Origin of the sequence: Streptomyces profundus, from assembly GCF_020740535.1 — a bacterium.
GTDB classification, from domain to species: Bacteria; Actinomycetota; Actinomycetes; order Streptomycetales; family Streptomycetaceae; genus Streptomyces; species Streptomyces profundus.
Map to the genome: position 1 here is coordinate 1,279,816 of NZ_CP082362.1, position 19,085 is coordinate 1,298,900.

A 19,085-nucleotide genomic window follows, 5' to 3' on the forward strand; every position below is an offset into this window, starting at 1 on the left:
CCCCAACCACCGGTTGGTATACCGCGCACAGCCCGCCCCGGGGCAGGGACGTCCGGCGTACCTGGCGTGCCGTGCTCAGCCCGCCCGGGCCCGGGCACGGCGCCCCCGGCGGGTGGGGGCACCTCCCAGGCCCCAGGCGGCCACCGGATCGCGCGAGGGCTCCCCCGGACCTCGTCCGGGCCCCACCCGTACGAGCAACGATCGGGCCCCAGTCCCTCGGGGCCTTGCGACGCACCCGCGTCACGAGAGCTGTCCACGAGGATCCAGACGAACGCACCCCGGCCCCCCGGACGGCGGCCAGAGCCAGGGCCGGGGGCGCTGCTGAGGCCGCCGGGCCCCCGGCCTAGCGGAGGACCGACGTCTTCTCGCGGTAGGTGCGGACCGCTGCGGCGTCGCGGAAGGGCTCCAGGCGGCGTTCGAACTCCTGTACGTACTCGTGGGCGCGGGCGGAGCGCATCTCGTTGGCCTGTTGGGCCGCCTCGGCGGCCAGCACGCAGGCCTGTTCGACGTCGCCGAGGCCGAGCCGGGCCGAGGCCAGGACGACCCGGCAGAAGAGCCGGCTGCGCGCGTACTCGGGAGGACGCAGCTGGAGGGAGCGTTCGGCGTGCCGGGCCGCGGCCCGATACTGCTTGAGGTCGCGGTTGCAGTGCCCGAACTCGTCGGCCAGCTGCGCCTCGTCGAAGAACCGCGCCCAGCGGGGAACGTCCTCGCCCGGTCGCGCCGCCTCCAGGGCCCGTTCCGCTCTGGCCATGGCGGCGGTGCAGGATCTGACCTCGCCGAGCAGGCTGTGCCCGCGCGCCTCGGCCGAGTGCAGCAGCGCCTGCACCACGGGCGCGACCGAGCTGGCGATGCCCTGCTGGGCGACCCGCGCCAGCTGGACGGCCTCGCGGCCATGGCCGAGATAGACCGCCTGCCGACTCATGGAGACCAGCACATAGCTGCCGTAGCCGCGGTCGCCCGCCGCCTGGGCCAGCCGGAGGGCCTGCACGAAGTACCGCTGGGCGAGCCCGTGGGCGGCGATGTCGTAGGCCGTCCAGCCGGCCAGCCGGGTCAACTCCGCCGCCGCGGAGAACAGTTTTCGGCCGGTCTGCTCGCCGTAGCCGCCGCGCAGTATCGGCTCCAGCTCGTGCTCCAGATAGCGCACCAGCGCCTGACGGGCGTGGCCGCCGCCGTAGGACTGGTCGAGGCCGCGGAAGAGGTCGGCGACCGAGCGCAGCGCGGCGATGTCCCCCGCGGTGACCCGCTGGCCCGGGCCGCGTTCCACCCGGTCGATGCGGTTGGGGCGGCCCACCCTGGCCGTCGGCCGGCCGCCGGGGGCCAACGGGCCGTGGCCACGGAGCTGTTCGGGGACGCGGATGGTGGGTGGCGGGGGGTCGTGCGCGGTGCCGCCGTCGAGGGTCTCGCCCCTGGCGACCCGTTCGTCGGGGCGGCCGATCAGCCAGTCCCGGCTGGGGACCACGAGGCCGGCGGGGGTGAACGCGATCTTGCGCAGCTCCGCGTAGCCGCCGGTGTCCTTGCGCCAGAGGCCGGCGACGATGTCCACCGCCTCGGCCGGGCTGCCGGCGAACTCCAGACCCGCGTAGACGGGGGCGCACGCCTCAAGGCCCAGGTCCTGGGCGGAGAGACGTCGGCCGAGCCGTCGGGTGAACACCTCGGCGATCAGCGCCGGGGTGGTGCCGCGCGGGCGCTGACCGCGTAGCCAGCGGGTGACCGAGGTCTTGTCGTACCGGAGGTCGAGGCCGTGTTCAAGGCCGAGCTGGTCGACTCGTCTGGCCAGCCCCGCGTGGGAGAAGCCGGCTTCGGCGATCAGGGCGGCCAGCTGGCGGTTCGGGTTGCGCGGCGTGGCGGACTGCGGGGAGGCCGGGCCTCCGGGTCGTTCCGTAGACATCGGCGATGCGGTCTCCTGCCTTACGGCTGTGCGGCTGGAACGGCGTGAACGTACCGGTCCTGCCAGGTCGCAACGCCGCAGCGGCCGATGATTCATCCGTATGTGTGAGCCGGAGGCCACCCCCATCGTCGCCTCGGGACGGGCTTAGAGTTGATTCCGGGACGCCAGTGCGTCTCACCAGAACGTGTATGCCAAGCACGTGTACGGAAAGAGAGAGTTGCAGTGGACGAGCTGCGCTTTGTCCATCTGGGGTTCGGAGCCGAGGCGGTGGATTACCACACCGCCTGGCAGGAGCAGCGCCGGGTGCACACCGCCCGGTTCGCCGAGGAGATCCCCGACACCTGTCTGCTCCTGGAGCACCAGCCGGTGTACACCGCCGGCCGGCGCACGGAGGAGAACGAGCGCCCCCTCGATGGAACCCCGGTGATCGATGTCGATCGCGGCGGAAAGATCACCTGGCACGGGCCTGGCCAGTTGGTGGGCTATCCGATCATGAAGTTGCCACGTCCGGTCGATGTGGTGGCCCATGTCCGCCGTCTGGAGGACGCCCTGATCCGGGTCTGCGCCGAGTTCGGTCTGGCGACCACGCGGATCGAGGGGCGCAGCGGCGTCTGGGTGCTGGGCGAGGAGATGCCGGGCGGGGCGCGGCCCGAGCTGGGCGGTCTCGCGTTGGACTTCGATCCCCGCCTCAACGACGAGGAGTTCGACCCGCGGCTGAACGGGCCCGAGTACGCGCCGTCCAACGCGGGCCAGCGGCACGAGGACCGCAAGTTGGCCGCGATCGGCATCAGGGTGGCCAAGGGCGTCACGATGCACGGCTTCTCGTTGAACTGCGATCCGGACAACACGTGGTTCGACCGGATCGTGCCGTGCGGCATCAGGGACGCCGGAGTGACGTCGCTCTCACAGGAGTTGGGGCGGGATATCGGGGTGACCGAGGTGCTGCCCGTGGTCGAGCGGCAGCTGCGGGAGGTATGGGCGGGCGCCACCCTGCTGCCCCGGGCCGTGTGACCCGAATCACCCACATATCCAGAGGCGTAGGCTGTAGATCGCATCAGAATCGAAAGTGGTAGGGAGCCGGACGTGTCCGCTGTCGCGCCTGACGGCCGCAAGATGCTGCGTCTTGAGGTCCGGAACAGTCAGACCCCGATCGAACGTAAGCCGGAGTGGATCAAGACCCGGGCCAAGATGGGCCCCGAATATCAGGCGCTGCACGGCCTGGTGAAGCGCGAGGGTCTGCACACGGTCTGCCAGGAGGCCGGCTGCCCGAACATCTTCGAATGTTGGGAGGACCGGGAGGCCACGTTCCTGATCGGCGGGGAACAGTGCACCCGGCGCTGCGACTTCTGTCAGATCGACACGGGCAAGCCCGCCGATCTGGACCGTGACGAGCCGCGCCGGGTGGCCGACTCGGTGCGTCAGATGGGTCTCAAGTACGCCACGGTCACCGGCGTCGCCCGGGACGATCTTGAGGACGGCGGCGCCTGGCTGTACGCCGAGACGGTGCGGCAGATCCACGCGGCGATGCCCGGCATCGGCGTCGAGCTGCTGATCCCGGACTTCAACGCGGTCCCCGAGCAGCTCGCCGAGGTCTTCGCCGCCCGCCCCGAGGTGCTGGCCCACAACGTGGAGACGGTGCCCCGGATCTTCAAGCGCATCCGGCCGGCGTTCCGCTACGAGCGGTCGCTCGGGGTGCTGACCAGCTCCCGGGAGGCGGGCCTTGTCACCAAGTCCAACCTGATCCTGGGGCTTGGCGAGACCAGGGACGAGGTCAGCCAGGCGCTGCGCGATCTGCACGAGGCCGGCTGCGAGTTGATCACCATCACGCAGTACCTGCGGCCGACCCCGAGGCACCACCCGGTGGAGCGCTGGGTGAAGCCGGAGGAGTTCGTGGAGCTGCAACAGGAGGCGGAGGAGATCGGTTTCGCCGGAGTGCTCTCCGGTCCGCTGGTCCGTTCGTCCTACCGCGCCGGTCGGCTCTACCGGCAGGCGATGGAGCGGCGTGCGGCGGCGCGGGCGGCCTGATGTCGGGGGTCGGCAAGGCGGCGGCAGCCCGTTGTTGACCCCGGGGTCATGGGGTGGAAACACCGTTCGAGGACGATGAGGGGGAAAGTGTTGTCCAGGCAGTCCTGGCAGTCCGATCGGCTGGGTGGGGGCGCGGTGGTGGGAATGGTGCGGCACATTCATCAGGTTCACCGCGAGCGGCCCACGGTGGGCGGGGCGCTGCGGGCGCTGGAACAACGGCTGCTGGCCGGCGGTCAGCGCACGGCGCTGCGCAATGCCTGGTCCGCGGTGCGGGAGGACCAGGAGCGGGCGGCGGCGCACCGGGACGCGGAGCGCGCGCTGCGCGCGACGGGGGCCGTCCCCGCCGCGCCGGCGGCGGCGCCCGCCCCCCAGCCGACGCCCCGGGCGTCCACAGGCCCTGCGGCGCCGTAGACTTGCCCGCATGGCGCGGAAGGAAAAAAAGGAACAGGATTCCGAGAACCCGGGGCGATTGAAGCAGATCGGCCTGACATACAAGATGGCCAAGCGGGTCGATCGATGGATCGGCCTGTGGCTGATTCTGGTCTTCCTGGGCACGTTCGGGATCATTCTTGGCATTGGCATTCTCTGGGGACACCCGATCTACCTGGGCATCCTCGGCTTCCTGGTCGCGCTGCTGACCACGGCGATCGTCTTCGGCCGCCGAGCCGAGCGGGCGGCGTTCAGCCAGATGGAGGGGCAGCCGGGCGCGGCGGCGGCCGTCCTGGAGAACATGAAGCGGGGCGTCGTCTTCACTCCGGCCGTCGCGGTCAACCGCCAGCAGGACGTGGTGCACCGCGCCGTCAGCAAGGTCGGGGTGGTGCTGGTCGCCGAGGGCAACCCCAACCGGGTCAAGGGCCTGATCGCGGCGGAGAAGCGCCGGATGAACCGCGTGGTCTCCGACGTTCCGGTGCATGACGTGGTGGTGGGCACCGGCGAGGGCCAGGTGGAGTTGAAGAACCTGCGCAAGAAGATCGTCAAGTACCCCAAGGTGCTGGCCGGCCCCCGGGTCACCGAGGTCAACGACCGGCTGCGCGCCATGGGCGATCTGATGAACAACATGCCGATCCCGAAGGGCCCGTTGCCCAAGGGCGGGATGCGGCTCAAGGGCAACAACCAGGCACCCCGCCGGGGCCGCTGAGCCCGCCGGCGACGAATCGCACGCGGCCGTTGGCCGTGGTGCCGGACCTCAGGGGTCCGGGACCACGGCCAACGGCCGTTTGGTGCCTCCCGAGGGGGTTGTCTTTGTCGTTGAATCCGCAACAATCATGGGGTCCCGTAGGTGACTCAGGAGGGAACCCCATGTCCGGAAACGTCCCGCGCAACGCCCTGGGCCTTGTCGCCGCCGCCACCGCTGCCGCCGCGCTGTGGTTCGCGGCCTCCCCCGCCTCGGCCTCCCCCGCCTCGGCGTCCGCTCCCGCGGACGCGTCCGGTCTCGTCTTCTATGCCGGCGACACCGGCTCGCCGGTCGCGCACTTCCCCGACCCGTCGGGCGAGTGCACCGCGTTCCCGGCCACCGCCACGCTGCTGATCGGCTGGAGCGGTGTCACCGATGTGACCGCGTACCGGACCGCCGACTGCTCGGGACAGGCCACCGGGCTTGGCACCCTGCGGACCTTCGCGGCTGGCGAGTTCGTGAGCTTCCGCGCCTCCTGAGCGGCGGCGCGCTCCGCCCGGGCCGAACGGGTCAGCCGGCGGCCTCCGCTGTCCCAGGGAGACGATCGTTCTCGACCAGGCTCCCGCCGGGCCTCAGCGCCCGGAATGATCGGAGTCGATCACCTCGCGCCGAACCGGGCCGAACCGGTCCACCGGCAGGCTTTCGCTGGTGCGCAGAGGTGATCGTTCTTCCCCGGGCTCCCACCGGGACGCGGTCGCCGGAATGATCGGAGTCGACCGCCCCATGACTGAACCGGGGCGAACCGGTCAGGCCGCCGCTTCCGGCGGCCGTGCCGCCACCGTGCCGCCGAGCCGCACCTGGACGGAGCCCACCGCGCGGTCGTGGAGGCCGCGTCCGTCGCGGTCCCAGATCAGCGCGGGGATGGCGAGCGCCAGCAGCGCGGTGCGGAGGACGGCGCGGGGGAAGGTCAGCCGCTGCCCGCTGAGGTGCACCAGGCGCACCCCCAACAGGCGCTTGCCCGGTGTCATGCCCACCGTTCCCACGGTCGACATGGCCATCAGGGTGAAGACGACCAGCGTCCAGTTGTTGGTGGCGGTGACGGAGCCGTCGGCGATGAGACCGTATGCGATCAGCGCGCTGAGCCCCCAGTCCACACAGATCGCCGCGAGGCGGCGGCCGAGCGAGGCGGCGGAGCCGGGGCCCTCCTGGGGCAACCCCAGCCGCTCACCTCGATAGTCGAGGTCGTTTCCCACTCCTTCGGCCGCCGCACGGGGGTCGGAGGGCCGCGATCCCATTGCCTGCCCGTTGTCCACACCCCCACCGTAGCGCGCGCCGCCTCCCGGCGTGCCGCCGGTATCCGGCGAGAAGTCCGGTTAACACTGGGGAAACAAGTGGGTCATGCCCGAGAAATGGCCTGTCCTTAGGGTCGGCCCCGGCAGGCCCGCGCGACGGGCCATTCCCGAGCTGCACATCCCCCGCCTTCCCGGGTCGGGGCTAGGAGGACATCCGGATGTTCCGAAACGCCGACGAGATCAAGAAGTACATCGCGGACAACGACGTCAAGTTCATCGACGTCCGCTTCTGCGACCTGCCGGGCATCATGCAGCATGTGACCGTCCCGGCCGAGGCTTTCGACCCGACGGCCAGCCTGATGTTCGACGGATCGTCGATCCGTGGCTTCCAGGCCATCCACGAGTCCGACATGGCGCTCGTTCCCGATCTTTCGACGTCGCGGGTTGACCCTTTCCGCAAGGACAAGACGGTCAACATCAACTTCTTTATTCACGACCCGATCACGGGCGAGGCATACAGCCGCGACCCGCGGAACGTGGCGAAGAAGGCCGAGGCGTACCTGGCCTCCTCCGGTATCGCCGACACGGCCTACTTCGGCCCCGAGGCGGAGTTCTACGTCTTCGACGACGTGCGCTTCGAGACCAGGTCGAACGCCGGTTACTACTACATCGACTCCGAGGCCGGCGCCTGGAACACCGGCGCCATCGAGGAGGGCGGCAACCGGGGTTACAAGGTCCGTTACAAGGGCGGCTACTTCCCGGCCCCGCCGGTGGACCACTTCGCCGACCTGCGGGCCGAGATCTCCCTCGAACTGGCCGCCGCCGGCCTTGAGGTCGAGCGCCAGCACCACGAGGTGGGCACGGCCGGCCAGGCGGAGATCAACTACAAGTACAACACCCTGCTGGCCGCCGCCGACGACCTGATGCTCTTCAAGTACATCGTGAAGAACGTCGCCTGGCGCAACGGGAAGACCGCCACCTTCATGCCGAAGCCGATCTTCGGCGACAACGGCTCAGGGATGCACGTCCACCAGTCGCTCTGGCAGGGCGAGACCCCGCTCTTCTACGACGAGCAGGGCTACGCCGGTCTTTCGGACACCGCGCGCTTCTACATCGGCGGCGTCCTCAAGCACGCGCCGTCGCTGCTGGCGTTCACCAACCCGACGGTCAACTCGTACCACCGGCTGGTCCCCGGCTTCGAGGCCCCGGTCAACCTGGTCTACTCGCAGCGCAACCGCTCCGCGGCGATGCGGATCCCGATCACCGGCTCCAACCCGAAGGCCAAGCGCGTCGAGTTCCGCGCGCCCGACCCCTCGTCGAACCCGTATCTCGCCTTCTCGGCGCTGATGCTGGCGGGTCTGGACGGCATCAAGAACAAGATCGAGCCGGCCGAGCCGATCGACAAGGACCTCTACGAGCTGGCCCCCGAGGAGCACGCCGGGGTCCCGCAGGTGCCGACCTCGCTGCCGGCCGTCCTGGAGGCCCTGGAGCAGGACAACGAGTACCTCCAGGCCGGCGGCGTCTTCACCTCCGACCTGATCGAGACCTGGATCGACTTCAAGCGCGAGAAGGAGATCGCGCCGATGCAGCTGCGCCCGCACCCGCACGAGTTCGAGCTGTACTTCGACGTGTGAGCCGCGCACGGCGCCGAACGGCGAGGGCCGCCACCCCACGGCTGGGGGTGGCGGCCCTCGCGGCGTCATCTGAGGGTGACCAGGGACGGGCCGTTGTAGGGGGCGCGCGAGAGGACGGTCCTCGGGGTGCGGAGGCCGTCGTGGGTGGTGTACAGCTCCCGGGCGGCGGCGAACGGGACGGCGTCGTGGGTGAGTTCGGCGACGCGGTCGTAGAGGACGCGGATCTCGTCCGTCATCGACGCGTCGTCGTCCGCGCCCTCGCCCCAGATGTCCCAGAGCAGGGTCTCGGCGCGGTTGAGCGCCGCGAGGTCGAGGCGGACGTTGCCGCAGACGAACCACTCCCCCACCAGGGAGAGGTCCGGGAGCCGCAGGCCGAAGGCGGCCGGGTCGGCCCGGCCCTCGCGGATGGCGCGCCAGGCCGCGCCGGCGACCACGAAGCGGTCGCGGGGGACGTCCAGCGGGTCGACGCCGTCCGGCGGCGAGGCCACGACGTTCGGGTCGGCCAGCAGCCAGCCCCTGGCCCCGTCCCAGTACTCCGTGACCACGTGGTCGGCGTGGAAGCCGTCGTCGGCGAAGTAGTCGGCGAAGCCGGAGCGCAGCCGGGCCGGGATGCCGACATGGCGCAGGAACGAACAGAACAGCAGCGCGAAGTCGCGGCAGATGCCCACGAAGCGGTCGGAGTACGGGCGTTCCCGATCCAGTGGCGCATCGTCGCGTTCCACGATGATCCGCAGGATGTCGTCGACGTACCGCGTCTCGGCGTCGTGGTGCAGCCGTTCGGTCGGTATGGCGTGGTCGAGGTGGTCCCCCTCCAGCCGGTGGATCACCAACCCCCGCGCGATATGGGCGAGTCGGGTCGGATCGGCCGGCAGGTCCGCGTAGCGCGCGACCAGCGCGCCGGGGTCGGAGAAGACGCTCTGGGCGGTGTAGAAGGCGGCGGCCTCGGGGTCGAGGCGAACGGCTGACGGCACGGCGGCCCCCGGAGTCGAAGACGTGCGAGAAGCGCGAGTAGACCGGCAGACATCGCTCACACGTTCGATATCGGACGGCGGCCCCACGGTGTCAAATCTCCCCGCGCGCTGTCCAGCCGCACGCCGAACGCCGCACGTCGCACGTCGCACGTCGCACGGGAGCCGGACCCGCCCGCTACCGGCCGGTATCCCCGCTTTTGCGCCGAATGGCGGATGCTCCTACGTTCGAAGGGACGGCCCTTGCGCGCGGGACAGCGCGCGGTCCGTCGAACCGTACGACCGCCCGAACGGCGCTCAAGGAGGCACCGATGAGCTTTGTGAAGGCCCGCGACGGGGCGCATCTCTACTACAAGGACTGGGGCATCGGCCCACCCGTGGTCTTCTCGCACGGCTGGCCGCTCCAGGCCGACGTGTGGGACGACCAGCTCAACCTGGTCGCCGAGAACGGCTACCGTGCCGTCGCCCACGACCGACGCGGACACGGCCGTTCCACCCAGACGTGGCACGGCAACAACATGGACACCTACGCCGACGACCTGGCCGAGGTGATCGAACAGCTCGACCTGCGGGACATCACGCTGGTCGGCCACTCCACCGGCGGCGGCGAGGTCACCCGCTACATCGGCCGGCACGGCACCGACCGGGTCAGCCGGCTCCTGCTGCTGGGCGCGGTGCCCCCGCTGATGCTCAAGACCCCGCAGAACCCGGAGGGCACGCCGATCGACGTGTTCGACGGCATCAGGGACGGCATCCGCAACGAGCGGTCGCAGTTCTACATCGACCTGTCGGAGATGTTCTTCGGCGCCAACCGCCCGGGGAACAACGTCACCCAGGGCAACAGGGACGCGTTCTGGCGGATGTCCATGCAGCTGGGCGTCCGGGGCGCGCTGGACTGTGTGGCGGCCTTCTCGGAGACCGACTTCACCGAGGACCTGCGCCGGATCGACGTCCCGACGCTGGTGATCCACGGCGACGACGACCAGATCGTGCCGATCGACGCGTCCGCCCGCAAGTCGGCGGAGATCATCCCGGACGCGACCCTCAAGGTCTACCCGGGCGCACCGCACGGGCTGGCCAGCGTGCCCGGCTTCAAGGAGAAGTTCAACGAGGACCTGCTGACGTTCCTCAAGCACTGAGCGAGCACCGAGGTGCCCGGGACCGTGCCCCGCCCGCCCTTCGCCATGGGCGGCGGGGCGCAGCGGTGGTAGATTTGCCCGGCACTGACGGCGGCGGCCCGCATGAGGGCGCCCTGAGGACGGGAGGTGAGGACTGTGACTGTGCTGATGACGGCTGCCCTGCGCAGCACCCGGAAAGTCCTCGTTTCCCGGGTCCCGGCCTGACGGACGTCGCCACGCGCGGGACCCCTTTCCCAAGGGTCTCTCCTTCATGACTTCTGATGTGCACTCCCCCGACTCCGGGCTGTCCGCCTACGGTTGGGACGAATCCCTGAACGGGGCGTTCGCCGCGCACCGGCGGGACGGGCTGGTGCCCGCCCGGGTGGTGCGGGTCGATCGCGGCCAGTGCGAGGTGCTCACCGCCGAGGGCGCGTCCCGCGCCGAGAGCGGCGCGGTGCCCGGCGCCTGCACCGGCGACTGGGCGGCGCTGCGTCCGGGCGCCGAACCCCGGCTGGTGGCGCTGCTGCCCCGCCGGACGGCGATCGTGCGGGCCTCGGCGGCCCGCGACTCCCGCGGCCAGGTGCTGGCCGCCAACGTGGACACCGTGGTGCTCGCGGTCTCCGCCGCCCAGCGCCTGGACGCCGGCCGGCTTGAACGCCTGCTGGCCCTGGCCTGGGAGAGCGGCGCCCACCCCGTGGTGGCGCTCACCAAGATGGATCAGGCCGTCGCCGGGCCCGAGTTGGCCGAGGAGGCCGGCGCGGTGGCGCCGGGCGCCGATGTGGTGGCCACCAGCGCCGTCAGCGGCGAGGGCATCGACGTTCTGTTGGCGCTGCTCACCGGGACGGTGGCCCTGCTCGGGGCCTCGGGCGCCGGCAAGTCGACGCTGGGGAACGCCCTGCTCGGCGAGGAGCTGCTCGCCACCGGCTCAGTGCGCCACCAGGACGGCAAGGGCCGGCACACCACGGTGCGCCGCGAGTTGGTGCCGCTGCCGAACGGCGGGGTGCTGATCGACACCCCGGGGCTGCGCGGTGTGGGCCCCTTCGACGCCGCCGAGGGCCTTGGGCAGGTCTTCGCCGACATCGAGGAGTTGGCGGCCGACTGCCGGTTCGCCGACTGCGCGCACGAGGCCGAACCCGGCTGCGCGGTGCTGGCCGCCATCGACGCCGGCGAGCTGCCGGAGCGGCGACTGGCCAGCTACCGCAAGCTGTTGCGGGAGAACGTCTGGTCCGCGTCCAGGACCGACGCGCGCCTGCGCGCCGAGCTGGCGCAGCGGCGGAAGGCCATCGTCCGGCACCAGCGGGCGACCTACCAGTTCCGCGACCGACAGCGCTGATCCCGCCGTCCCCGTGGGCGTTCGGCCAACTGCCGGGCGCTCACGGGGCGTTGGTACAAACCTGTGGCACCCCTGCCCCGGCTGCCGCACCGACGCTGGCGTAATATTGATTACATGATTACAGACAAGGGGCGGCAGGAGTTGCGTGGTTGGTTCGCCGGGCGGCTGCCGGAGTCCTGGTTCACCGAACTCGTGGAGGTCTCGGCCGACCGCGAGGAGATCACTCTCATCGGCCGGATACCTGAGCCACAGCTGCCCCCCGGGACCCCGACGACCGAGTTCGAGGCCGCCTGCGAGGGCCGCATCACGGAGTTCCGCGAGCGCACCAGGATGCAGCGCGTCGAGGTGGCGCGGGAGGCGCAACTCCGCTTCCGGCGGCAGCTCTCGTGGGGTGCGCGCTGCGGCCACAGCCAGGAGATGTTCACCCACATCTCGGCTCCGGTGATGACCCGGCTCAAGCAGCCCGAGCGGCTGGTCCTCGACACGCTGATCGCCGGGGGCGTGGCCCGCAGCCGCAGCGACGCGCTGGCCTGGTGCGTGCGCCTGGTGGAGCGGCACACGGACACCTGGCTCGCCGATCTGCGCGAGTCGTTGCACGGGGTGGAGCAGGTCCGCACGGAGGGCCCGGCGCCGGCCACGCTGGACGGCCTTGAGGGCAGCGCGTTGGAGAAGCAGGACCGTTAGTGCTCCGCCGCGAGGGGCCCGGCCGGGTCGCGCCCCTCGCGCCGTTCCCGGTGGTAGACATGCGGATATGCGGACAAACAGCCATACGCAACCGCATGGTTTTAACTTTACGTTACCTTTCTCCCATGCCACAACGACGGGGAGACCGACGCCGTTTGACGGCTGCGGACTGGGCTGACGCGGCGCTCGAAGCGCTGCGGGACGAGGGAAGCCTCAACGCCATCGCCATCGAGCCGCTGGCGGCGCGGCTCGGCGCGACCAAGGGCAGCTTCTACTGGCACTTCGCCAGCCGGGACGCGCTGATCGACGCCGCGCTCGCCGAGTGGGAGGCCCGCTCGGCCCGCGAGCTGAGCCAGACCCTGGACACCGACGGGATCGAACCAGCGGGGCGGGTAAGGGAGTTGCTCCGCACGATCACCGAACGGGCCACCCTGGACCGGTCCGAGGTCGCCCTGCTCGCCGCCGCCGACCAGCCACGGGTGGCGGCCGTCCTGGAGCGGGTGATAGCGCTGCGCCTCGACGCGCTGACCGGCCTGCTGCGCTCGGCACTCAACCTCTCGGACGAGGACGCCAGGCTGCGCGCGTCACGCGCCTACTGCGGCCAGCTGGGCCGGGCGCAGTTGGCCCGCGCCATACCGGGCGTCCTGCCGGACGCCGTGCTGGACGAGGACCGTTGCCTGGACTCGGAGTTGGCGTCCCTGCTGGGCGCCGGCACCGGACGCGGCGAGGACTGAACCAGCGGCGGGTCCCGGCCGGAGGACGCGAGGCGCGGTGGGTGTCGCGTCCCCGGGGGACTTCGGACGGACCGGTGGCGGTTTCACGCGAGAAGCACTCCGGGAGGGGCCCCTGATTTCCCCGCCCCGGAGCCTCTTTCTCTTCTGCAAGGCCGCTCACCGACCCGGATTGATCGAGTTCCCCGCCCGGCGGCGGGGCAAACACCTCCGTGGTCCGACGGCCCGAGGGAGCGGGGCGCGAACCCGTGTGGAACGCGCCGCCCCGGGTACCCGGGGCGCTCCCGAACGGCTAGGAGGAAGCCATGCGACAGCGTGGTAGCGACCAGCACAGCCCGCGTCTCGACGACGAGATGAAGCATGAGCTTCAGGGCATGCTGCGGGGCGAGAAACCGACCAGGGCCGAGGAGTGGCACGACCCCGAACCGGCCGCGGACGACGATCCGCCGCTGGCCGCTGGCCCCGTGCGGCCCGGCACGGGCAACGACGCGCGGGAACGGGACGACGAGGCGTTCCGCTTCGAACTCGCCCGCTATCTGCGGCGTACGGACTTTCCGGCCGACCGGCCCGAGGTGCTGGCCGCGCTCGACCAGAACCACGCCCCGGAGCCGCTGGTCGAGACGGTGCGCCACGATCTGCCGAGCGAGCACGCCTACCACAACGTGCAGGAGGTGGCCGTCGCTCTCGGCCATCACCCCCGGGCCTGAGGCCCCGGACGCGAGGGGCCGGCCGCCGGTCGGACACCCGCCGGCGGCCGGCCGGCCCCTCGGTGACAGGCAGCGACCGCGGGGGCGTTGACGAGGGTCCGCCGTATACGTTTGACTGAGTCAATGAACGGTGAAGCACTTGCGGAGGCCATCGGTGCCCTCAGGGAGTTCAACCGGGACTACACCCGTCTGATCGGCGCCCTCGACTACCGGCACCGGCTGGACACGCCGTACTCGCTGCCCGAGGCGCGCGTGCTCTACGAGTTGGCCGCGGGCCGCCGGGTGCCGGTCGGCTCGCTGCGGGAGCGGCTGGACATGGACGCCGGCCAGCTCAGCCGGCTGCTGACGCGCGCCGAGGCGGCCGGCCTGCTGGTCAGGGAGCGGGACGCGGACGACGGCCGTCGGCAGCTGATCGCGCTCAGCGGCGCGGGCCGGGAGGCGGCGGCGCTGCTGGACCGCAGGTCGGACGAGGTCACCGGCGCCCTGGTGCGGCGGCTCTCGCCCGCCGAGCGGGACAGCCTGCTGGCCGCGCTGCGCACCCTGTCGCGGCTGCTCGGCCTGGCCGGGCGCCCCGCCGGCCCCCTCCGGCTCCGGCCGCCGGCGCCCGGCGAGTTGGGCTGGGTGGTGCAGCGGCACGGCGCGCTCTACGCGGCGGAGTACGGCTGGAACGGCGCCTTCGAGGCGCTGGTCGCCGAGGTCGTCGCCCGCTACGCCAAGCACCGCGACCCGGCCAGGGAGGCCGCCTGGATCGCCGAGTCGGACGGAGAACCCGTCGGCTCGGTCCTCTGCGTCGCCGACCAGCCGGACCGCCGGGACCAGCCGGACCAGCCGGACCAGCCGGACCAGCCGGACCAGCCGGACCAGCCGGACGACGCGGACGGTCCCGGGCGCTCCCGGGGGACCGCCCGGCTGCGCCTGCTGCTGGTCGAGCCGCACGCCAGGGGCCTGGGCATCGGCGCGGCGCTGACCGAGCGGTGTGTCGACTTCGCCAGGACCGCCGGATACGCGCGGCTGACCCTGTGGACCAACGAGTCCCTCGCCCACGCCCGGAGCATCTATCTGGCCGCCGGCTTCACCCTGACCGACAGCGCCCCCCACACCGCCTTCGGCCGCCCCGAGATCGGCCAGAACTGGACCCTCGACCTCAGCCGTCGACCTCGCCGGGAAGGGCCAGCTCCACCGCCGCCAGGATCTCCGTGATCCGCAGCCCGAACCGGACGTCGCACGGGTGGGCGGCGCCGCCGCCGGCCGACTCGATCAGCGCGTCCACGGCCCGCTGGAACGGGCGGACCGGCCCGCCGTCCCCCCGTTCGGGAAGGGTCGAGACCCCAGCGGCGCCCCGCAGTTCGACGGTGACGCCGGCGGCCTGCGGGGGCACCGTGAGGCTCAGCGATATCGTGCTCGACGCCCCCGAGACATGCCGCAGGGTGGCGTGCACCATGTCGCCGGGGCCGTGCGCCGCGCGCACCGCCCCGAGGTCGGCCACATCGCCGAGCGGCGGAAGCAGCAGGGAGAGGGCGTGCGGCCCGATGTCCCAGAGCGCGCCGCGCTCCCGGCGCCAGACCGAGTCGGCATACGGCGAGTCCGCGCCGCCGAACGCCGCCGAGTACCAGTCGGCCCGCCCCGTCAGCCAGTCGTCTGAGCCACGCTGCGCGGCCACCCAGGCGGCCGTCTCCGGAGCGAACCGCAGCGTGCAGAAGACGACGGAGGCGCGTTCCGCCTCGGCGACCGCGTCCGCCACCTCGCGGGCGGCGGCGACCGAGGTGGCCACCGGCTTGTCCAGCAGCACATGGCAGCCGGCCCGCGCGGCGCGCACCGCGAGCGGCGCCTGGACGTCCGGCGGCAGCGCGAAGCTGACCGCGTCGCAGTCGGCGAAGAGCGCGTCGGCGTCCGCGTAGGCACGGCTCCCCAGCGTCGTCGCCAGCTCGCCGGCCGCCTCGGGGCGGCGCCCCCAGACGCCGACCAGATCCACCTCGGGATGCCCGGCGAGCCCGGGGCCCTGCGTGCGCTGGGCCCATGGTCCGGTGCCGAGCAGGCCGATCCTCATCCCGGTGTGCCCCTCTTCCTTGGTGTTCGTCGGTGTTGCTTGGTGTTCCTTGATCTTCCCGGGGTTCCCACGGCCGCCCCACGGGCGTCCCCCGGCCGTCTCCCCCTGAACGCGATCCTCCGTTTCGACCGCGGCCCCACCCTAACCAGGCGGACGCCCGGCCCCGCACGGAGCCGCCCCGGGCAACCTGAGCCCTCGTTCACAACGCCTTAACAACCGGGCAACTGGAAGGCAATCGTCCCTGGCGAAGGTGGCGGCAGGCGTAGGACGCACCCGCGAAGACCTCCCCGTTGACCCGTTGACCCGTTGACCCGTTGACCCCGTCGACCTCCCAAGGAGCAGGACCGTGAGCTACAAGGCCGAGTACATCTGGATCGACGGCACGGAGCCGACCGCGAAGCTCCGCTCCAAGACCAAGATCCTGGCGGACGGCACGGAGCCGCCGGAGTGGGGCTTCGACGGGTCCAGCACCAACCAGGCCGAGGGCCACGCCTCGGACTGCGTCCTCAAGCCCGTCGCCAGCTACCCGGACCCGATCCGCGGCGGCGCGCACCGGCTGGTGCTGTGCGAGGTCTACAACACGGGCGACGACACGCCCCACGCCTCCAACACCCGTGCGCTGCTGCGCCCGTTGGCCGAGCGGTTCGCGGCCCAGGAGCCGGTCTTCGGCATAGAGCAGGAGTACACCTTCTTCAAGGGCTCCCGCCCGCTCGGCTTCCCCGAGAACGGCTTCCCCGCGCCGCAGGGCGGCTACTACTGCGGCGTCGGCGCGGACGAGATCTACGGCCGGGAGATCGTCGAGGCGCATCTGGAGAACTGTCTCAAGGCCGGTCTCGGCATCTCCGGCATCAACGCCGAGGTCATGCCGGGCCAGTGGGAGTTCCAGGTCGGCCCGCTCTCCCCGCTGGAGGTCTCCGACCAGCTGTGGGTGGCCCGCTGGCTGCTCTACCGCACCGCCGAGGACTACGGCGTCTCCGCCACCCTGGACCCCAAGCCGGCCAAGGGCGACTGGAACGGCGCCGGCGCGCACACCAACTTCTCCACCAAGGCGATGCGCGAGGGCTATGACGCGATCATCGCCGCCTGCGACGCCCTGGGCCTTGAGGGCAAGCCGTTGGAGCATGTGACCAACTACGGCGTGGGCGTCGAGGACCGGCTGACCGGCGCGCACGAGACCGCCCCCTGGAACGAGTACAGCTACGGCGTCTCCAACCGGGGCGCCTCCGTCCGCATCCCGTGGCAGGTGGAGCGGGACAAGAAGGGCTACATCGAGGACCGTCGCCCCAACGCCAACTGTGACCCGTATGTGGTGACCAGGCTGATGGTGGACACCTGCTGCACCGAACTGGACAGGGCGGGCCTGGTCTGACCCTGCTCCCCCGGGGTTCCTGAGCAACCCCCGGACTCCCTTCGGCCCACGGTCGCAGCTCGGGCGTGGCATCGGAGGGACACCGAAGGCGCTCGCCGGCTCGGCGGGCGCCTTCGGTATGCCCGCGCGCCCCCTCACCCGGCGCACACGGCGCACACCGGGTGTACTCAGCACCACCGCCCTCCCGGGGTCTCCCCCCGTTACGTTCGCATCGGGAACGCGACAGACTGTGGTCGCGGGTGGTCGCGGACGGAGCACCGCGCCGCACGGCGAGGTACGAAAGGGTTGGACAGGCACAATGAACCGGTACCGGGCGCGAGACGGCCTGTTGGCGGCGGCACGCGGACTGCTGCTGATGGTGTTGACGATCGGCGCGTCGCTGCTGCTGTTCGTCCTGTTCGTGGTGTGCCTGGTCCTGGTGCCGCTGGGCGTCGGGCTGCTGGCCATGCCGGTGGTGATCGCCGCCATCCGGGCGCACGCCAACCTGCGCAGGAGGTACTCGGGCGACTGGTACGACATCACGATTCCGGTCGCCTACCGGCCGGTGCCGCACGATGCGCGCGGCGGGATCGCCGGCCAGGTCGACCGGGCGATCCGGCTGCTGAAGGACCCGGCCACCTGGCGCGACGGGCTGTGGCTGCTGCCCGACGCGGTCGTCGGCTTCACCCTGGCCATGCTGCCGTTCATGCTGCTCGGCTACGGCCTCTGGGGTCCCGTCCTCGCGGCCGGCGTCTGGGTGCCCATCGTGAACGCGATGGGCACCTACTGGTGGGCCTTCGTCCCGGTGAGCAACCTGCTCACCGCCCTGCTGGCCGGCCTGATCGGCCTCCTGCTGCTGACCGCGGGGCTGCGGTACAACCCGCTCATCCTGCATGTGCACTTCCACTTCACCCGGGTGCTGATCGGCGCGCCGGAGAAGCAGCTGCTGGCGCAGCGGGTGGCCAGGCTCCAGGAGACCCGCCACGACGCGCTGGACAACTCCGCGGCCGAACTCCGCCGCATCGAACGGGATCTGCACGACGGGGCGCAGGCCAGGCTGGTCGCGATGGGCATGAGCCTGGGCGCGGTCGAGGCGCTGATCGAGAAGGATCCCGACCAGGCCAAGAAGCTGCTGGCGCAGGCGCGTGCCAACTCGGCCGAGGCGCTCACCGAACTCCGCGACCTGGTGCGCGGCATCCACCCGCCGGTGCTGGCCGAACGCGGCCTGGGCGACGCGGCCAGGGCGCTGGCGCTGCGGATGCAACTGCCGGTCGAGGTGGATGTGGAGCTGCCGGGGCGCCTCGACGAGTCGGTGGAGTCGGCCGCCTACTTCGCGATCAGCGAGGTGCTCACCAACGCGGCCAAGCACGCCCAGGCCGAACGCGCCTGGCTGGACATCTACTACAACCACAAGGAACACACCCTGCGGATCGCCGTCACCGACGACGGTCAGGGCGGGGCGACGCTGGAGGGCGGCAGCGGACTGCGTGGCCTCCAGCGCCGTCTGGGCGCCTTCGACGGGGTCCTCGCCGTCAGCAGCCCGGAGGGCGGCCCCACGCTGGTCACCATCGAGATCCCCTGCGCGCTGACCCAGCAGGGCCAGGTCAGGACGGACTGACGCCGGCCCTCCCCCGGACGAGGCGACGCACCCGGCCACCAGCGGAAGCCACCGACCGACCGGTCAACTGTGCCGGTAGCGGCGGGTTCTGTGGAGATTCCTCGCGCTGCGGAGTCGGACCGTTACCATCGCTTGGCGACGGACGGGCGCGGTGGCCGTCCAGGAGGAGGCGGCGTGGCCGAGACGCGACCGGGTGGCGCCTCAGGGCCCGCGCCCCTGGGCCCCGGGGACCCGAGGGACATCGGCCCCTACCGGCTGCTGGGGCGGCTGGGCGCCGGCGGGATGGGCCAGGTCTATCTGGGTCGGTCGATCGGCGGCCGGATGGTGGCGCTCAAGGTGGTGCGCGGCGATCTGGCGGCCGAGCCCGAGTTCCGCCGGCGGTTCCGGGCCGAGGTCGAGGCGGCGCGCCGGGTCGGCGGCCCGTGGACGGCGCCGGTGCTGGACAGCGACACCGAGTCGCCCGTGCCCTGGGTGGCCACCGGCTATGTGGCCGGCCCGCCGCTCACCAGGGTCGTGGAGTCGCTGCACGGTCCCCTGCCCGAGGGTTCGCTGTGAGGGCTGGCATCGGGCCTGGCGCA

19 protein-coding genes are annotated in these 19,085 nt (G+C 71.8%); 15 read left to right on the plus strand and 4 right to left on the minus strand.

Annotated elements, in window-relative coordinates:
* Positions 1-343 precede the first annotated feature (343 nt).
* The gene (locus K4G22_RS05695) at positions 344-1,888 is read right to left on the minus strand and encodes an NsdA family TPR-like regulatory protein (RefSeq protein ID WP_228078576.1); all 1,545 of its coding nucleotides are present in this window, start codon (positions 1,886-1,888) and stop codon (positions 344-346) included.
* Positions 1,889-2,110: 222 nt separating this feature from the next.
* Here K4G22_RS05695 and lipB point away from each other — a divergent pair, with 222 nt between their 5' ends.
* From lipB to K4G22_RS05720, 5 genes are all read left to right on the plus strand, one after another.
* Positions 2,111-2,899, plus strand: coding sequence for a lipoyl(octanoyl) transferase LipB (lipB, locus tag K4G22_RS05700; protein ID WP_228078577.1), 789 nt, complete (start codon positions 2,111-2,113; stop codon positions 2,897-2,899).
* A 72-nt stretch (positions 2,900-2,971) separates the two neighbouring features.
* Complete coding sequence (lipA, locus tag K4G22_RS05705) at positions 2,972-3,913, plus strand: lipoyl synthase (protein WP_228078578.1); 942 nt, start codon at positions 2,972-2,974, stop codon at positions 3,911-3,913.
* A 90-nt stretch (positions 3,914-4,003) separates the two neighbouring features.
* The gene (locus tag K4G22_RS05710; RefSeq protein ID WP_425336609.1) at positions 4,004-4,324 is read left to right on the plus strand and encodes a hypothetical protein; all 321 of its coding nucleotides are present in this window, start codon (positions 4,004-4,006) and stop codon (positions 4,322-4,324) included.
* A gap of 10 nt (positions 4,325-4,334) precedes the next feature.
* On the plus strand, positions 4,335-5,051 hold the full coding sequence (locus K4G22_RS05715; protein ID WP_228078579.1) for a DUF4191 domain-containing protein: 717 nt from the start codon (positions 4,335-4,337) through the stop codon (positions 5,049-5,051).
* A gap of 161 nt (positions 5,052-5,212) precedes the next feature.
* Positions 5,213-5,566 (plus strand): hypothetical protein, encoded by a 354-nt coding sequence (locus K4G22_RS05720; protein ID WP_228078580.1) that lies wholly within the window; start codon positions 5,213-5,215, stop codon positions 5,564-5,566.
* 267 nt (positions 5,567-5,833) lie between these two features.
* Here the strand turns inward: K4G22_RS05720 and K4G22_RS05725 are convergent, their stop codons facing one another.
* Positions 5,834-6,340 carry an RDD family protein gene (locus K4G22_RS05725; RefSeq protein ID WP_228078581.1) on the minus strand — a complete coding sequence of 169 codons (507 nt, stop codon included), beginning with the start codon at positions 6,338-6,340 and terminating at the stop codon, positions 5,834-5,836.
* Between the two features lie 197 nt (positions 6,341-6,537).
* Here K4G22_RS05725 and glnA point away from each other — a divergent pair, with 197 nt between their 5' ends.
* A complete protein-coding gene (gene glnA, locus K4G22_RS05730; protein ID WP_228078582.1) occupies positions 6,538-7,953 on the plus strand; it encodes a type I glutamate--ammonia ligase in 1,416 nt (471 codons plus the stop codon).
* 65 nt (positions 7,954-8,018) lie between these two features.
* Here glnA and K4G22_RS05735 read toward each other — a convergent pair whose 3' ends face one another.
* A complete protein-coding gene (locus K4G22_RS05735) occupies positions 8,019-8,924 on the minus strand; it encodes a transglutaminase-like domain-containing protein (RefSeq protein ID WP_228078583.1) in 906 nt (301 codons plus the stop codon).
* A 308-nt stretch (positions 8,925-9,232) separates the two neighbouring features.
* Here K4G22_RS05735 and K4G22_RS05740 point away from each other — a divergent pair, with 308 nt between their 5' ends.
* From K4G22_RS05740 to K4G22_RS05765, 6 genes are all read left to right on the plus strand, one after another.
* Positions 9,233-10,060, plus strand: a complete 828-nt coding sequence (locus K4G22_RS05740) for an alpha/beta fold hydrolase (RefSeq protein ID WP_228078584.1) — start codon at positions 9,233-9,235, stop codon at positions 10,058-10,060.
* Between the two features lie 250 nt (positions 10,061-10,310).
* Positions 10,311-11,372, plus strand: coding sequence for a ribosome small subunit-dependent GTPase A (gene rsgA, locus K4G22_RS05745; RefSeq protein ID WP_228078585.1), 1,062 nt, complete (start codon positions 10,311-10,313; stop codon positions 11,370-11,372).
* A gap of 114 nt (positions 11,373-11,486) precedes the next feature.
* A complete protein-coding gene (locus K4G22_RS05750) occupies positions 11,487-12,056 on the plus strand; it encodes a hypothetical protein (protein WP_228078586.1) in 570 nt (189 codons plus the stop codon).
* Between the two features lie 125 nt (positions 12,057-12,181).
* On the plus strand, positions 12,182-12,790 hold the full coding sequence (locus tag K4G22_RS05755) for a TetR/AcrR family transcriptional regulator (protein ID WP_228078587.1): 609 nt from the start codon (positions 12,182-12,184) through the stop codon (positions 12,788-12,790).
* 302 nt (positions 12,791-13,092) lie between these two features.
* Positions 13,093-13,494 (plus strand): DUF2795 domain-containing protein, encoded by a 402-nt coding sequence (locus tag K4G22_RS05760; protein WP_228078588.1) that lies wholly within the window; start codon positions 13,093-13,095, stop codon positions 13,492-13,494.
* Positions 13,495-13,617: 123 nt separating this feature from the next.
* Positions 13,618-14,694: a bifunctional helix-turn-helix transcriptional regulator/GNAT family N-acetyltransferase gene (locus tag K4G22_RS05765; RefSeq protein WP_228078589.1), complete on the plus strand. Its 1,077-nt coding sequence runs from the start codon at positions 13,618-13,620 to the stop codon at positions 14,692-14,694.
* Here the strand turns inward: K4G22_RS05765 and K4G22_RS05770 are convergent.
* Entirely contained in the window at positions 14,639-15,541 is a 903-nt protein-coding gene (locus K4G22_RS05770) for a Gfo/Idh/MocA family protein (RefSeq protein WP_228078590.1), read from the minus strand. The two genes, K4G22_RS05765 and K4G22_RS05770, sit on opposite strands and share 56 nt — an antisense overlap.
* A gap of 346 nt (positions 15,542-15,887) precedes the next feature.
* On the opposite strand from K4G22_RS05770, the gene glnII reads away from it, so the two are divergent.
* The 3 genes from glnII to K4G22_RS05785 all read left to right on the plus strand — a co-directional run bounded on the left by glnII (position 15,888) and on the right by K4G22_RS05785 (position 19,062).
* Positions 15,888-16,910, plus strand: coding sequence for a glutamine synthetase (gene glnII / locus K4G22_RS05775; protein ID WP_228078591.1), 1,023 nt, complete (start codon positions 15,888-15,890; stop codon positions 16,908-16,910).
* 298 nt (positions 16,911-17,208) lie between these two features.
* A complete protein-coding gene (locus tag K4G22_RS05780; RefSeq protein ID WP_228078592.1) occupies positions 17,209-18,507 on the plus strand; it encodes a sensor histidine kinase in 1,299 nt (432 codons plus the stop codon).
* Between the two features lie 174 nt (positions 18,508-18,681).
* Entirely contained in the window at positions 18,682-19,062 is a 381-nt protein-coding gene (locus K4G22_RS05785) for a protein kinase family protein (protein ID WP_228078593.1), read from the plus strand.
* Positions 19,063-19,085 lie beyond the last annotated feature (23 nt).